General features: G+C 60.5%; 13 protein-coding genes. 11 read left to right on the forward strand and 2 right to left on the reverse strand.

Going from position 1 to position 15,203, the window contains the following annotated elements; translation table 11 throughout:
- Window positions 1–50: 50 nt before the first annotated feature.
- The gene (locus HKK52_RS27990) at window positions 51–515 is read right to left on the reverse strand and encodes a methylglyoxal synthase (protein ID WP_169373436.1); all 465 of its coding nucleotides are present in this window, start codon (window positions 513–515) and stop codon (window positions 51–53) included.
- Window positions 516–532: 17 nt separating this feature from the next.
- Window positions 533–1,534 (reverse strand): type I glyceraldehyde-3-phosphate dehydrogenase, encoded by a 1,002-nt coding sequence (gap, locus tag HKK52_RS27995; protein ID WP_054044940.1) that lies wholly within the window; start codon window positions 1,532–1,534, stop codon window positions 533–535.
- A gap of 220 nt (window positions 1,535–1,754) precedes the next feature.
- Here gap and edd point away from each other — a divergent pair, with 220 nt between their 5' ends.
- The 11 genes from edd to HKK52_RS28050 all read left to right on the forward strand — a co-directional run bounded on the left by edd (window position 1,755) and on the right by HKK52_RS28050 (window position 15,168).
- A complete protein-coding gene (gene edd, locus HKK52_RS28000; RefSeq protein ID WP_169373437.1) occupies window positions 1,755–3,581 on the forward strand; it encodes a phosphogluconate dehydratase in 1,827 nt (608 codons plus the stop codon).
- The gene (locus tag HKK52_RS28005; protein ID WP_169373438.1) at window positions 3,578–4,531 is read left to right on the forward strand and encodes a glucokinase; all 954 of its coding nucleotides are present in this window, start codon (window positions 3,578–3,580) and stop codon (window positions 4,529–4,531) included. The genes edd and HKK52_RS28005 overlap by 4 nt, the downstream gene beginning before the upstream one ends.
- 136 nt (window positions 4,532–4,667) lie before the next feature.
- Window positions 4,668–5,399 (forward strand): response regulator, encoded by a 732-nt coding sequence (locus HKK52_RS28010; RefSeq protein WP_169373439.1) that lies wholly within the window; start codon window positions 4,668–4,670, stop codon window positions 5,397–5,399.
- Entirely contained in the window at window positions 5,389–6,858 is a 1,470-nt protein-coding gene (locus HKK52_RS28015) for an ATP-binding protein (protein ID WP_169373440.1), read from the forward strand. Before HKK52_RS28010 ends, HKK52_RS28015 begins: the two co-directional genes overlap by 11 nt.
- A 188-nt stretch (window positions 6,859–7,046) precedes the next feature.
- Entirely contained in the window at window positions 7,047–8,306 is a 1,260-nt protein-coding gene (locus HKK52_RS28020) for a D-mannose isomerase (RefSeq protein ID WP_169373441.1), read from the forward strand.
- 117 nt (window positions 8,307–8,423) lie between these two features.
- The gene (locus tag HKK52_RS28025; protein ID WP_169373442.1) at window positions 8,424–9,725 is read left to right on the forward strand and encodes an ABC transporter substrate-binding protein; all 1,302 of its coding nucleotides are present in this window, start codon (window positions 8,424–8,426) and stop codon (window positions 9,723–9,725) included.
- A gap of 89 nt (window positions 9,726–9,814) precedes the next feature.
- Window positions 9,815–10,723: a carbohydrate ABC transporter permease gene (locus HKK52_RS28030; RefSeq protein ID WP_054044927.1), complete on the forward strand. Its 909-nt coding sequence runs from the start codon at window positions 9,815–9,817 to the stop codon at window positions 10,721–10,723.
- Window positions 10,716–11,558 carry a carbohydrate ABC transporter permease gene (locus HKK52_RS28035; RefSeq protein ID WP_169373443.1) on the forward strand — a complete coding sequence of 281 codons (843 nt, stop codon included), beginning with the start codon at window positions 10,716–10,718 and terminating at the stop codon, window positions 11,556–11,558. Before HKK52_RS28030 ends, HKK52_RS28035 begins: the two co-directional genes overlap by 8 nt.
- A 2-nt stretch (window positions 11,559–11,560) precedes the next feature.
- Window positions 11,561–12,721 carry an ABC transporter ATP-binding protein gene (locus HKK52_RS28040; protein WP_169373444.1) on the forward strand — a complete coding sequence of 387 codons (1,161 nt, stop codon included), beginning with the start codon at window positions 11,561–11,563 and terminating at the stop codon, window positions 12,719–12,721.
- A gap of 130 nt (window positions 12,722–12,851) precedes the next feature.
- Window positions 12,852–14,201 carry a carbohydrate porin gene (locus HKK52_RS28045; RefSeq protein WP_169373445.1) on the forward strand — a complete coding sequence of 450 codons (1,350 nt, stop codon included), beginning with the start codon at window positions 12,852–12,854 and terminating at the stop codon, window positions 14,199–14,201.
- A gap of 115 nt (window positions 14,202–14,316) precedes the next feature.
- Window positions 14,317–15,168, forward strand: coding sequence for a D-hexose-6-phosphate mutarotase (locus HKK52_RS28050; RefSeq protein ID WP_169373446.1), 852 nt, complete (start codon window positions 14,317–14,319; stop codon window positions 15,166–15,168).
- The last annotated feature ends 35 nt before the right edge of the window (window positions 15,169–15,203 follow it).

Consider the following 15,203-nt stretch of genomic DNA (forward strand, 5'->3'; position numbering starts at 1 on the left):
ATGATAATGCTTATCATCCGCCCGAGTGGTCAAGTGCTGATTTGTGAAGGTTACGCGCGACCCAGCAGATAGGTCGCGTAATCCGGGATCCGGTGCTCATGCGCCTGATCCATCATCGGACTGCTGAGTAAGTAATCGGCGCTGCATTCATTGCAGGCCACCGGAATGTTCCAGACCGCCGCGACCCGCAGCAACGCCTTGATGTCCGGGTCGTGGGGTTGCGGTTGGAACGGGTCCCAGAAGAACACCAGCAGGTCGACCCGTTGCTCGGCGATGCGCGCGCCGAGTTGTTGGTCGCCGCCCAAGGGGCCGCTGATCATGCTTTCCACCGGAAGGTCGAGGCGTTGTTGCAACAACAACCCGGTGGTGCCGGTGGCGACCAGTTCATGTTGCGCCAGCTTGTCTTTGTGCCGCTCGGCCCAGTCCAGCAAAAACGCCTTGCAGTGGTCATGGGCAACCAGGGCGATACGCTTGCGCGCCGCCATGGTCTTTTGCGTGAAGCTGATACCGATCATCGGTTGCTGCTCCACGGTTACTCGGCGTTACACAGCGCCAGGCAGTTATCGAGCATGCGGTTGGAGAAGCCCCATTCGTTGTCGTACCAGGCCAGGACCTTGAGCAGCTTGCCGCTGGACTTGGTGTGGTTGGCGTCGAAGATCGACGACAGCGGGTTGTGGTTGAAGTCGCTGGAGACCAGCGGCAGGGTGTTGTAGCCAAGGATTTTCGAGTGTTGAGCGGCTTCTTTCAGCAGCGCATTCACTTCATCAGCCGACGCTTCGCGCTTGAGCTGTACGGTGAGGTCTACCAGCGACACGTTGATCACCGGAACACGCACCGCCATGCCGGTCAGCTTGCCCGCCAGTTCCGGCAGCACCAGGCCCACCGCTTCAGCGGCGCCGGTCTTGCTCGGGATCATGTTCTGGGTGGCCGAACGGGCGCGGTACGGGTCGGTGTGGTAGACGTCGGTCAGGTTCTGGTCGTTGGTGTAGGCGTGGATCGTGGTCATCAAACCGCTTTCGATCCCCAACTCGCGGTGCAGCACCTGGGCCACCGGGGCCAGGCAGTTGGTGGTGCACGAGGCGTTGGAAATAATCTGGTGCGACTGGCGCAGAATGTCGTGGTTAACACCATAAACGACGGTGGCGTCGGCGCCTTTGGCCGGGGCCGAGATGATCACTTTGCGCGCGCCGGCCGTAATATGCGCGGCGGCTTTGGCACGGTCGGTGAACAGACCGGTGCATTCGAAAACGACGTCGATCTTCTCGGCGGCCCATGGCAGTTCGGCCGGGTTGCGAATCGCGCTGACCGAAATGCGGTCGCCGTTGACGGTCAGGCTTTCGTTATCGTGCTGGACATCGGCGTCGAAAGTGCCGTGAACGGTGTCGTACTTGAGCAGATGCGCGTTGATCGAGCTGTCACCCAGGTCATTGATGGCGACGATCTGCAAATCCTGGCGGTAGCCTTGGGTATACAGTGCGCGCAGGACATTACGGCCGATACGGCCAAAACCATTGATTGCGATTCGAAGAGTCATTTAACAGGGCCGCCGTCGATTTGTTGTTGGAATTACAAGATTATTCGCATAAAAATAGAAAACAAGCCTTTTTAATGGCAATATTTTGTTCAATCTACAACGAGTGACCTGAATCAACTGGTCCGATCGATCAAGAAAGCCGCCCGTCACCCCATCGACAACGGCCCTTGATCAGCATAGACAATCAGGTCGCCACATCCGTTAGCCTGGAGTTCTACACATGCATCCCCGCGTCCTTGAGGTCACCGAACGGCTTATCGCCCGTAGCCGAGCTACTCGTGAGGCTTACCTTGCGCTGATTCGCGGCGCCGCCAGCGACGGTCCGATGCGCGGCAAGCTGCAATGCGCCAACTTCGCCCACGGCGTGGCCGGTTGCGGCACCGAAGACAAGCACAGCCTGCGGATGATGAACTCCGCGAACATCGCCATTGTTTCTTCGTATAACGACATGCTCTCGGCGCACCAGCCGTACGAAGTCTTTCCTGAACAGATCAAAAAAGCCCTGCGCGAAATCGGCTCGGTCGGCCAGTTCGCTGGCGGCACGCCTGCGATGTGCGATGGCGTGACCCAGGGCGAGCCCGGCATGGAACTGAGCCTGCCGAGCCGTGAAGTGATTGCGTTGTCCACCGCCGTGGCGCTGTCCCACAACATGTTCGACGGCGCGCTGATGCTCGGCATCTGCGACAAGATCGTCCCGGGCCTGATGATGGGCGCGCTGCGTTTCGGTCATCTGCCGACGATCTTCGTCCCGGGCGGGCCGATGGTTTCGGGCATTTCCAACAAGCAGAAAGCCGACGTGCGCCAGCGCTATGCCGAAGGCAAGGCCAGCCGCGAAGAACTGTTGGAATCGGAAATGAATTCCTACCACAGCCCTGGCACCTGCACCTTCTACGGCACGGCCAACACCAACCAGTTGCTGATGGAAGTCATGGGTCTGCACTTGCCGGGTGCCTCTTTCGTCAACCCGAACACGCCGTTGCGCGATGCCCTGACCCGCGAAGCGGCGCATCAGGTCACGCGCCTGACCAAGCAGAACGGCGACTTCATGCCGATCGGCGAAATCGTCGACGAGCGCTCGCTGGTCAACTCCATCGTCGCGCTGCACGCCACTGGCGGCTCGACCAACCACACCTTGCACATGCCGGCCATCGCCATGGCGGCGGGCATTCAACTGACCTGGCAAGACATGGCCGACCTCTCCGAAGTCGTGCCGACCCTAAGCCACGTCTACCCGAACGGCAAAGCCGACATCAACCACTTCCAGGCCGCGGGCGGCATGTCGTTCCTGATCCGCGAACTGCTGGAAGCCGGGCTGCTCCACGAAAACGTCAACACCGTGCTCGGCCATGGCCTGAGCCGCTACACCGTGGAACCGTTCCTCGATAACGGCGAACTGGTCTGGCGCGAAGGCCCGATCGAAAGCCTCGACGAAACCATCCTGCGTCCGGTGGCTCGTGCGTTCTCGCAAGAGGGCGGCTTGCGGGTGATGGAAGGCAACCTCGGCCGCGGGGTGATGAAAGTCTCCGCCGTGGCCCTGGAAAACCAGATCGTCGAAGCACCCGCGATGGTGTTCCAGGATCAGCAGGATTTGGCCGATGCGTTCAAGGCCGGTTTGCTGGAGAAGGATTTTGTCGCGGTGATGCGTTTCCAGGGCCCGCGCTCCAACGGCATGCCGGAACTGCACAAAATGACGCCGTTCCTCGGCGTGCTGCAGGATCGCGGCTTCAAAGTCGCGCTGGTGACCGACGGGCGCATGTCCGGCGCATCGGGGAAAATCCCGGCGGCCATTCACGTCAGCCCCGAAGCATTTGTGGGCGGCGCTTTGGCGCGGGTGCAAGAGGGCGATATCATCCGCGTCGATGGCGTCAAAGGCACCCTGGAGCTTAAGGTGGACGCCGAAGAATTCGCAGCGCGCACGCCAGCCAAGGGTTTGTTGGGTAACAACATCGGCAGCGGGCGCGAACTGTTTGGTTTCATGCGCATGGCCTTCAGCTCCGCAGAGCAGGGCGCCAGCGCCTTCACTTCTGCCCTGGAGACGCTTAATTGAAACTGGCTTTGGTCGGTGACATCGGTGGGACCAACGCACGTTTCGCGTTGTGGAAAAACCAGCAACTGGAGTCGATCCAGGTGCTGCCGACAGCGGATCACGCCAGCCCGGAGGAGGCCATTGGCGTTTACCTCACTGGCTTGGGCTTGAAACCGGGCGACATCGGTTCGGTGTGCCTGTCGGTGGCCGGTCCCGTGAGCGGCGATGAATTCAAGTTCACCAACAACCACTGGCGCCTGAGCCGCAAGGCGTTCTGCCAGACCTTGCAGGTGGATCAGTTAATGCTGGTCAACGACTTCTCGGCCATGGCCCTGGGCATGACCCGTTTGCAGCCGGACGAGTTTCGGGTGGTTTGCGCAGGTACGCCGGAGCCGTTGCGCCCGGCGGTAGTGATCGGCCCCGGTACAGGCCTGGGCGTCGGCACCTTGCTTGATCTGGGTGAAGGCCGTTTTGCGGCGTTGCCGGGGGAGGGTGGTCACGTTGATCTGCCGCTGAGCAGTCCGCGCGAGACCCAATTGTGGCAACACATCTTCAACGAGATCGGCCATGTCAGCGCTGAAACAGCGTTGAGTGGCAGCGGCTTGCCGCGGGTCTATCGGGCGATCTGCGCGGTGGATGGCCATGAACCGCAGTTCCACACCCCCGAAGCCATTACGGCGGCAGGTTTGGCCGGTGACCCGGTCGCGCTGGAAGTGCTGGAGCAGTTCTGCTGCTGGCTCGGCCGCGTGGCCGGCAACAACGTGCTGACCACCGGTGGGCGCGGCGGCGTGTACATCGTCGGTGGCGTAATTCCCCGGTTTGCCGATTTCTTTGTTGAAAGCGGTTTCGCCCGCTGCTTCGCCGACAAGGGATGCATGAGCGATTACTTCAAGGGGATTCCGGTGTGGCTGGTGACGGCGCCGTATTCCGGGCTGATGGGCGCGGGTGTGGCGCTCGAGCAGGCACACTAATGATCGTTCCCACGCTCTGCGTGGGAATGCAGCCCGTGACGCTTCGCGTCCCTTGAGGCATTCCCACGCCGAACGTGGGAACGATCGAACGATCAGGCATAATCCGCCCAATTCAAACAACAAGGATGCCGCCCCTGTGAGCTCAGTCAACAAGTCGATTTTGTTGGTCGATGACGATCAAGAGATACGCGAGTTGCTGGACACCTACCTGACCCGAGCAGGTTTTCAGGTGCGCACCACGCCGGACGGCGCAGGCTTTCGCCAGGCGATGAACGAGGCGCCGAGCGATCTGGTGATCCTTGATGTGATGCTGCCGGACGAAGACGGCTTCAGCCTTTGCCGCTGGATTCGCCAGCACCCGCGCCAGGCCCAGGTGCCGATCATCATGCTCACTGCCAGCTCCGACGAGGCCGACCGCGTTATTGGTCTGGAACTGGGTGCCGACGATTACCTGGGCAAACCGTTCAGCCCTCGGGAATTGCAGGCGCGGATCAAGGCCTTGTTGCGCCGCGCGCAGTTCGGTCAGGAACGTTCCGGCAGTGAAGTGCTGGCCTTCGATGACTGGCGCCTGGACATGGTCAGCCATCGGCTGTTCCACATCGATGGCGAGGAAGTGATTCTCTCCGGCGCCGACTTCGCGCTACTGAAACTGTTCCTCGATCATCCCCAGGAAATCCTCGACCGGGACACCATCGGCAACGCCACCCGTGGCCGCGACTTGATGCCGCTGGATCGCATCGTCGACATGGCCGTCAGCCGTTTGCGCCAGCGCCTGCGCGACACCGAAAAACCGCCGAAACTGATCCGTACCGTGCGTGGCAGCGGCTACCAACTGGCCGCCAATGTGGTTGCCAGTAATGGCCACTGAGTTTCTACGCCAGCTCATCGCCAAGGTCCCGGTGCCACGCTCGTTGCTCGGGCGGATGTTGCTGCTGACCCTGTTGGTGGTGCTGTTTGCCCAGGCGCTGTCGAGCGTGATCTGGGTCTCGCAACTGCGCGCGACCCAGCTCGAAGGCCTGGTCACCAGCGCCCGCAGCCTGGCCCATTCGATGACCGCCAGCGTCAGTTATTTCCGTTCATTGCCCGTCGCTTTTCGGCCATTGGTGCTCGACCAGTTGCGCAGCATGGGTGGCACCCGGTTTGTGGTGACCCTCAACGACAAACCGCTGGGCATGGAAGTGTTGCCGATCACCCCGCGCAAAGCGGCAGTGCTCAAAGCGGTCGACGAAGTGCTGCGCGAGTCCCTGGGGCATGACACGGATATCTCGGTGACGTTCGTCAGCCCCGAAGACCTGCGGATCTTCAACAGCGGCTTGAAACTCGATGAATTGCCGCGCTCCTGGGCGCATTACGCGTTGACCCTGGAGCCGGTGAACCCGCCGGTGCTGGTCACGCAAATCCAGATGGCGCCGGGGGAATGGCTGTACATCGCCTCGCTGCTGCCCGAGCCTTACACCAGTCTTGAAGAGCAAGGCCTGCCGGCGCAGCAGGTGTGGTTTATTGTCCTCACCAGCGGCTTTTTGCTGTTGTTCATCGGCTTGCTGGTGCACTGGCAAAGTCGTCCACTCAAGCGCCTGGCGCGGGCGGCGCGGGACATGTCCCTTGGTGCCGAAGTTGAACCGGTGCCCGAGGGCGGCGGCAGTGAAGTGGTCGAAGTCGGCCGCGCCTTCAATGCCATGCGCGAACGGATCAGCCGTTACCTGACCGAGCGCAGTCAGTTGTTCAGCGCCATCTCCCACGACTTGCGCACGCCGATCACTCGCTTACGGTTGCGGGTCGAATTGCTCGAAGACGAAAAGCTGCAAGCCAAGTTCGGCCGCGATCTGGATGAGTTGGAGTTGTTGGTCAAAGGCGCGCTGCAATGCGTGAAAGACACCGACATCCACGAAAACATCGAGCAAGTGGACCTCAATCACGTGCTCGATTGCCTGGTGGAGCCGTACCTGGCGCCCAATGGCAATGGTCGCGTAACTCAGCAGGGTCGGGCGTTTGCGGCGTATCCGGGCAAACCGCTTGCGCTCAAGCGCTGCATCGGCAACCTGATCGACAACGCCTTGAAGTACGGGCAGAACGCGCATTTGCATATCGATGACGACCAGAGCGCGTTCATCCTGCATGTGGACGATGAAGGGCCAGGGGTGCCGGAGCAGCGGATGGAGCAGGTGTTCGAACCGCACTTCCGCCTGTCTGGCCAGCAGCAGGGTTACGGGTTGGGCCTTGGGATTGCGCGCAATATTGCGCATAGCCATGGTGGTGAAGTGAGTCTGCAGAATTTGCGCGAGGGTGGGTTAAGGGTGACGTTGCAGTTGCCGCGTTCAATCGATTGAACGATCAAAAGATCGCAGCCTTCGGCAGCTCCTGCGCCGATCTCTGTAGGTGCTGCCGAAGGCTGCGTTCTTTTGATTTTGCTTTTACTTTGTCACGACATGGTGACAAAACCCGCCCCCTTCGTTACCTGCCACGCCTCGACCGTTGTTTAGACTGCCCCCAGTCATAACAACAAAAAAGGTACCCCATGGACACCTTCCAACCGGCCTTCAACAGTTGGCTGAACGCGCCTGCCCACCAGCAATGGCTTGCCGCCGAAGGCCTGCGCCTGCTGGCGTTCGCCAAGGCTTCGAAGCTTCCCGAAGGCTTCGGCAATCTCGATGAAAGAGGCCAGCTCCTGGCCAACGCCCACGCCGAAACCATGAACACCGCGCGCATGACCCACAGCTTCGCCATGGCCCACATCCAGGGCCTGCCGGGGTTTGCCGAGTTGGTGGATCATGGCGTCCAGGCCCTCAGCGGCCCGTTGAAAGATGCTCAACACGGCGGCTGGTTCGCCACGGCCCATCATCGCGATGACAACACCGGCAAAGCCGCGTACCTGCACGCTTTCGTCGCCCTGGCCGCGAGTTCCGCAGTCGTCGCACAACGGCCCGGCGCACAAGCTCTGCTCGACGATGCAATCCACATCATCGACACCCATTTCTGGAGCGAGGAGGAGGGCGCGATGCGCGAATCCTTCAATCGTGACTGGAGCGAAGAAGAAGCCTATCGCGGCGCCAACAGCAACATGCACGCCACCGAAGCCTTCCTCGCACTCGCGGATGTCACCGATGACCACCGCTGGCTGGTCCGCGCGCAACGCATCGTCGAACGGGTGATCCACGGTCACGCCGCTGCCAACGATTACCTGGTGGTCGAGCATTTCGACCGCGACTGGCAACCGCTGCGCGAATACAACCACGACAACCCGGCCGACGGTTTCCGCCCCTACGGCACCACGCCGGGTCACGGTTTCGAATGGGCGCGGCTGTTGCTGCACCTCGAAGCGGCGCGGGTGCAGGCCGGGATGCTCACGCCGGGTTGGCTGGCGACCGATGCGCAAAAACTCTTCGATCACAATTGCCGTCACGGCTGGAACATCGACGGCCAGCCGGGGATCGTCTACACGCTGGACTGGGACAACCGCGCCGTGGTTCGTCACCGCTTGCACTGGACCCATTGCGAAGCCAGCGCCGCTGCCAGTGCCCTGCTAAAACGCACAGGCGATGAGCAATACGAAACCTGGTACCGACTGTTCTGGGAGTTTTGTGACAGTCATTTCATCGACCGCTGCGATGGCAGTTGGCACCATGAACTCGACCCGCAAAACCGTCCGAGTGCCGATATCTGGGGCGGCAAGCCGGACCTGTATCACGCCTGGCAAGCCGTGTTGATCCCGCGCCTGCCATTGGCGCCGAGCATGGCGACTGCCTTGGGGCAGTTGTCTCAGAGCGCTCCTGTGTAACCATGTGGTGACATTCAAGCGTCCCTTCGTTACCTGCGAAGGGATAACTCCTGTTTAAAATCCCATGCAGCGCAAGCACCAGACTTGCATGCATAACAACAAGAAAGGTAATTCTAGATGAATGCGATTTCTCGCCTCGCTACTGTCATTTCTCTTGCCTCATTGCTTCCTATCTCTGCATTCCCGCTCAGTGCACTTGCCGCCGAATCCAAAGGTTCGGTAGAAGTCGTTCACTGGTGGACGTCCGGTGGCGAAAAAGCCGCCGTTGATGTGCTCAAGGCCCAAGTCGAAAAAGACGGTTTCACCTGGAAGGACGGCGCCGTTGCCGGTGGTGGCGGTGCTACAGCCATGACCGTGCTGAAAAGCCGCGCCGTGGCCGGTAACCCGCCAGGCGTCGCGCAGATCAAAGGTCCGGACATCCAGGAATGGGCGTCTACCGGTCTGCTCGACACCGACGTCTTGAAAGACGCGGCCAAGTCGGAGAAGTGGGACAGCCTGCTCGACAAGAAAGTCTCCGATACCGTGAAGTACGAGGGTGACTACGTGGCCGTGCCGGTGAACATTCACCGCGTCAACTGGCTGTGGATCAACCCGGAAGTCTTCAAGAAAGCCGGCATCGAAAAAGCCCCGACCACCCTCGAAGAATTCTACGCCGCTGGCGACAAGCTCAAGGCCAAAGGCTTCATCGCCCTTGCCCACGGCGGCCAGCCTTGGCAGGACAGCACCGTGTTCGAAGCCGTGGTGCTTTCGGTCATGGGCGTCGACGGTTACAAGAAAGCCCTGGTCGACCTGGACAATGCTGCCCTGACCGGTCCTGAAATGGTCAAGGCGCTGACCGAGCTGAAGAAAGTCGCGACCTACATGGACGCCGACGGCAAAGGCCAGGACTGGAACCTGGAAGCGGCCAAGGTCATCAACGGCAAGGCCGGCATGCAGATCATGGGTGACTGGGCCAAGAGCGAATGGACCGCGGCCAAGAAAGTCGCGGGCAAGGACTACGAGTGCGTAGCCTTCCCGGGTACCGAAAAGGCCTTCACCTACAACATCGACTCCCTGGCGGTGTTCAAGCAGAAAGACAAGGGCACGGCTGCCGCGCAGCAGGACATTGCCAAGGTCGTGCTGGGTGAGAACTTCCAGAAAGTCTTCAGCATCAACAAAGGTTCGATCCCGGTTCGGATCGACATGCTGAACGACATGGGCAAGTACGGTTTCGACTCCTGCGCCCAGACCGCTGCCAAGGACTTCCTGGCGGACGCCAAGTCCGGCGGCCTGCAACCGAGCATGGCGCACAACATGGCGACCACGCTGGCAGTGCAAGGCGCGTTCTTTGATGTCGTGACCAACTTCATCAACGATCCGAAAGCTGATCCGGCCACCGCCGCCAAGCAACTCGGCACGGCCATCAAAGCAGCCAAGTAACCGTTAGCAGCGTAGACCCGATGGGGGCGGCAAACCCGCTCCCACCCGGCACGCGCCTGTAATCCTTTTTCTACGTACTGGATCTTCCCATGAGTTCTGTTGCTGTGTTCAGCAAGGCCTCGCCGTTCGATGCATTGCAGCGCTGGCTCCCCAAACTGGTGCTGGCGCCGAGCATGTTCATCGTCCTGGTGGGCTTCTATGGCTATATCCTCTGGACGTTCGTGCTGTCGTTCACCACGTCGACTTTCCTGCCGACTTACAAGTGGGCCGGCCTGGCGCAATACCAGCGTTTGTTCGACAACGACCGCTGGTGGGTCGCGAGCAAGAACCTGGCGGTATTCGGCGGCATGTTTATCGGCATCACCCTGGTGATCGGTGTGCTGCTGGCGGTGTTCCTCGACCAGCGCATTCGTCGCGAAGGTTTCATCCGCACCATTTACCTGTACCCGATGGCGCTCTCGATGATCGTCACCGGTACCGCGTGGAAATGGCTGCTCAACCCGGGCATGGGCCTGGACAAATTGTTGCGTGACTGGGGTTGGGAAGGCTTCCGCCTGGACTGGCTGATCGACCCGGATCGCGTGGTGTATTGCCTGGTGATTGCCGCCGTCTGGCAAGCCTCGGGTTTTATCATGGCGATGTTCCTCGCCGGTCTGCGTGGGGTTGATCAATCGATCATCCGTGCCGCCCAGATCGACGGCGCGAGCATGCCGCGCATCTACCTGAAAGTGGTGTTGCCAAGCCTGCGTCCGGTGTTCTTCAGCGCCGTGATGATCCTGGCCCACATCGCGATCAAGAGTTTTGACCTTGTCGCGGCCATGACCGCCGGTGGCCCGGGTTATTCCTCCGACCTGCCGGCGATGTTCATGTATTCCTTCACCTTCAGTCGTGGCCAGATGGGCATGGGTTCGGCCAGTGCGATTCTGATGCTCGGTGCGATTCTCGCAATCATCGTGCCTTACCTGTACTCCGAGCTGAGGACCAAGCGTCATGACTAGTTTCGCCAAACCTTCCATCAGCCTGAGTCGCATCGCGATCTACGCCGTGCTGATCCTCGCGGTGTTCCTGTACCTGATACCGCTGGTGGTCATGCTGTTGACCAGTTTCAAGACCCCGGAAGACATCAACTCCGGCAACCTGCTGAGCTGGCCGTCCGTGGTCAGCGGCATTGGCTGGGTCAAGGCCTGGGGCACGGTTGACGGGTACTTCTGGAACTCGATCAAGATCACCGTTCCGGCGGTACTGATCTCCACCGCCATCGGTGCGCTGAACGGCTATGTGCTGTCGATGTGGCGCTTCCGCGGCTCGCAACTGTTCTTCGGTTTGCTGCTGTTCGGTTGCTTCCTGCCGTTCCAGACCGTCCTGCTGCCGGCCTCGTTCACCCTCGGCAAGATGGGCCTGGCGAGCACCACCACCGGCCTGGTGTTCGTGCACGTGGTCTACGGCCTGGCGTTCACCACGCTGTTTTTCCGCAACTACTACGTCAGCGTCCCGGATGCGCTGGTGAAAGCTGCGCGGCTCGATGGCGCGGGCTTCTTCACCATCTTCCGCTTGATCATCCTGCCGATGTCCACCCCGATCATCATGGTCTGCCTGATCTGGCAGTTCACCCAGATCTGGAACGACTTCCTGTTCGGCGTGGTGTTCTCCAGCGGTGATTCGCAACCCATCACAGTAGCGCTGAACAACTTGGTCAACACCAGTACCGGGGCCAAGGAATACAACGTTGATATGGCGGCGGCGATGATCGCCGGGCTGCCGACCCTGCTGGTCTATGTGGTCGCAGGCAAGTATTTCGTGCGCGGGCTGACGGCCGGCGCAGTCAAGGGGTAATCATGGCTACGCTCGAACTTCGCAATGTAAACAAGACTTACGGTCCCGGCCTGCCGGACACCCTGAAGAACATCGAACTGTCGATCAAGGACGGTGAGTTCCTGATCCTGGTCGGACCTTCGGGTTGCGGCAAGTCGACCCTGATGAACTGCATCGCCGGCCTGGAAACCATCACCGGTGGCGCGATCATGATCGATGACCAGGACGTCAGCGGCATGAGCCCGAAAGACCGGGACATCGCCATGGTGTTCCAGTCCTACGCGCTGTACCCGACCATGAGCGTGCGCGAGAACATCGCCTTCGGCTTGAAGATCCGCAAAATGCCCGCTGCCGATATCGAAACGGAAGTGGCGCGGGTGTCCAAGCTGCTGCAGATCGAACACTTGCTCAACCGCAAACCCGGCCAGCTCTCCGGAGGCCAGCAACAGCGCGTGGCCATGGGTCGTGCATTGGCGCGGCGGCCGAAGATCTATCTGTTCGACGAACCGCTGTCCAACCTCGATGCCAAGCTGCGGGTCGAGATGCGCACCGAAATGAAACTGATGCACCAGCGCCTGAAAACCACCACGGTCTACGTGACCCACGACCAGATCGAAGCGATGACCCTGGGCGATAAAGTGGCGGTGATGAAGGACGGGATCATCCAGCAGTTCGGCACGCCGAAAGACATCTACAACAACCCGGCCAATCTGTTCGTGGCGAGCTTCATCGGCTCGCCGCCGATGAACTTCATCCCGCTGCGCTTGCAGCGCAAGGACGGTCGTCTGGTGGCGTTGCTCGACAGCGGCCAGGCCCGTTGCGAATTGCCAATGGGCATGCAGGACGCAGGGCTCGAAGATCGCGAAGTGATCCTCGGCCTGCGCCCGGAACAGATCGTACTGGCCAACGGCGAGCCGAATGGTTTGCCGACCATTCGTGCCGAAGTCCAGGTCACCGAGCCGACCGGGCCGGACACCCTGGTGTTCGTCAGCCTGAACGAAACCAAGGTCTGCTGCCGTTTGGCGCCAGACGTTGCGCCGGGCGTGGGCGAGACCCTGACCCTGCAATTCGATCCATCGAAAGTGTTGCTGTTCGATGCCAAGACCGGGGAGCGCCTGGGGGTGGCCGGGGTGCCAAAAGCCGAGGCCCATGGCGCCAACGTGGCGCAGTTCAAAGGTCGCTGAAGATCAAGTGTGGAAGCTGGCGTGCCAGCTCCCGCTCGGGGAAATACGCGGCGGATGGGGACATTCGCCGCAATCCATGTAAACCGCGTTAGATAAAAACAGTTAATAACAATAAAACGAGGATGTAGGGATGAAGAAGAAGAACAACGCTCAGCTTATCTGCCAATTGTCAGCTGTTGCGGCGGCAATGACCCTGGTCGGTAGCGTTCACGCGGCTGACGCGTTCAGCGCCGATTCCCAGTGGATGACCGGTGACTGGGGTGGTGAGCGTACCAAGCTGATCGAGCAGGGTATCGACATCAAGATGGACTACGTCGGCGAAGTCGGCGGTAACCTCCACGGTGGCTACAACAACGACAAGACCGCGCGTTACTCCGACCAGTTTGGCCTCGGCGTGGCGTTGGACCTGCAAAAATTGTGGGGCTGGGATAACACCCAGGCCAAGATCCAGTTCACCAACCGTAACGGTCAGAACATTTCCAATGACCGCGTCGGCGATCCGCGTGCCGGCACCTTGAGTTCTTCGCAAGAAGTCTACGGTCGTGGCCACATGGTTCGTCTGACCCAGTTGTGGATCAAACACCAGTTCCTCGACGGCAAACTGGACGTCAAGGCCGGTTACTTCGGCGAAGGCGAAGACTTCAACACCTTCCCATGCGAGTTCCAGAACCTGGCGTTCTGCGGTTCCCAAGTGGGTAACTGGGCAACCAACATCTGGTACAACTGGCCAGTCAGCCAGGCCGCGGTCCGTGTGAAGTACAACATCTCGCCTGAGTTCTATGCGCAGATCGGCGCGTACAACCAGAACCCGTCGCAACTGGAACACGGTAACGGCTTCAAGCTCAGCGGCAGTGGTACGGCGGGCACCGTCATCCCGGTCGAGCTGGTCTGGTTGCCTAACCCGAACAACCTGCCGGGCGAATACCGTGTCGGTTACTACAAAAGCACGGCCAAGGCTGATGATGTCCGCGAAGACGTCAACGGTGATGACGCTGCCACCAGCGGTAACGCCTATCGCAGCCACAGCAGCAAGTCCGGCTACTGGTTCGTTGCACAACAGCAACTCACCACCCACAACGGTGACGCTTCCCGTGGTCTGAACATCGCGGCCAACGCCACGTTCCACGACAAGGACACCAACGTCGTCGACAACTACCAGTCGCTGATGTTTGTGTACAAAGGCCCGTTTGATGCACGTCCGAAAGATGACGTCGGCATCGGCGCCGCCCGTATCCATGTCAACGACGACGTGAAGAAAAACGCCGAGCTGATCAACGCTTCCAATGGCGTCAGCGACTACCAGGATCCGCTGTTCGCACCACTGCGTAGCACTGAGTACAACTACGAAATCAACTACGGCTTCCACGTTACCAACTGGCTGACCGTGCGTCCCAACCTGCAATACATCACTCACCCGGGCGGTGTTGATGAAGTCGACAACGCGCTGGTCGCCGGTCTGAAAATTCAGTCGGTGTTCTAACGCTGTTGCGATAAGCTCCTCTCCAAGTGCGCATATTTGCGGATGGCCAAGGCTATCCGCTTTTTTTTGGGGGCGGCGCACCCCGGGCAACAGATGATTTCCAGGACCGCGGCACATGCATGAGCATCCGCTACAACGCTTCTTCAAATCCTTGCGCGAACGTCCGGTGTTTGCGTGGGAGCGCTATCAGATGCGCGACGTGCTGGTGATCGATCATCCGCTATGCCAGGCGGTGTTCAGTCGCCAGGGCGCGCAGTTGTTGCACTTCCAGCCAGCAGGGCAGAAACCCTGGTTGTGGTGCGCGGCGAAGTGGCCGCACGTGGGGGCCATTCGTGGCGGTGTACCGGTGTGCTGGCCGTGGTTTGGCCGTCATCCGAGCGAAAATGCCTGGCCGTCCCATGGCTGGGCGCGGCTGCTGGATTGGAAGCTACTCGATAGCAGCAGCGACGACGATGGCGTGCGTTTGCACTGGCAATTACAGCTGTGCGACTGGACGGTTGATCTGCACGCGCACCTCGGTGAACGCATGGACCTGCGCCTGAGCACCGAGCACCAAGACACCTTGCCATGCCAATTGAGTCAGGCGTTGCATGCTTACTGGCGTATTGGCGACGTGGCTGAGGTAGCGCTGTCTGGACTCGACGGAGCGCAAGGATACGATCAGTTGAACCGTCAGGCGTGTCAGCAGGAAGGGGAGCTGCGGGTCGAGGGTGGTTGTCAGCGCGTGTTCCAGCATGACGGCGAATTGCAGCTCAAGGACCACGCCTGGCAGCGTGAATTGTGCATCGACACCGGCGACGCTGCGGACACGGTGGTCTGGCATCCGGGGTCGCGGCCGTTGCTGGGGGTGAGTTGGGACGAGGTGTTGGAGTTTGTCTGTGTGGAAGCGGCGAGCGGTGGGACCGACAGCCTGAGCCTGGCGCCGGGGGAGCGGGCGCACCTGAGTTTGCAGGCGTGGGTTGGGTGATCGTTCCCACGCTCCGCGTGGGAATGCCTCAAGGG

Source organism: Pseudomonas sp. ADAK2, from assembly GCF_012935755.1.
GTDB lineage: Bacteria > Pseudomonadota > Gammaproteobacteria > Pseudomonadales > Pseudomonadaceae > Aquipseudomonas.

Coding starts and splice junctions, on each gene's coding strand:
- HKK52_RS27990 (WP_169373436.1), bottom strand. CDS start 515: ATGATCGGTATCAGCTTCACGCAAAAGACCATGGCGGCGCGCAAGCGT.
- gap (WP_054044940.1), bottom strand. CDS start 1,534: ATGACTCTTCGAATCGCAATCAATGGTTTTGGCCGTATCGGCCGTAAT.
- edd (WP_169373437.1), top strand. CDS start 1,755: ATGCATCCCCGCGTCCTTGAGGTCACCGAACGGCTTATCGCCCGTAGC.
- HKK52_RS28015 (WP_169373440.1), top strand. CDS start 5,389: ATGGCCACTGAGTTTCTACGCCAGCTCATCGCCAAGGTCCCGGTGCCA.
- HKK52_RS28020 (WP_169373441.1), top strand. CDS start 7,047: ATGGACACCTTCCAACCGGCCTTCAACAGTTGGCTGAACGCGCCTGCC.
- HKK52_RS28025 (WP_169373442.1), top strand. CDS start 8,424: ATGAATGCGATTTCTCGCCTCGCTACTGTCATTTCTCTTGCCTCATTG.
- HKK52_RS28030 (WP_054044927.1), top strand. CDS start 9,815: ATGAGTTCTGTTGCTGTGTTCAGCAAGGCCTCGCCGTTCGATGCATTG.
- HKK52_RS28035 (WP_169373443.1), top strand. CDS start 10,716: ATGACTAGTTTCGCCAAACCTTCCATCAGCCTGAGTCGCATCGCGATC.
- HKK52_RS28040 (WP_169373444.1), top strand. CDS start 11,561: ATGGCTACGCTCGAACTTCGCAATGTAAACAAGACTTACGGTCCCGGC.
- HKK52_RS28045 (WP_169373445.1), top strand. CDS start 12,852: ATGAAGAAGAAGAACAACGCTCAGCTTATCTGCCAATTGTCAGCTGTT.
- HKK52_RS28050 (WP_169373446.1), top strand. CDS start 14,317: ATGCATGAGCATCCGCTACAACGCTTCTTCAAATCCTTGCGCGAACGT.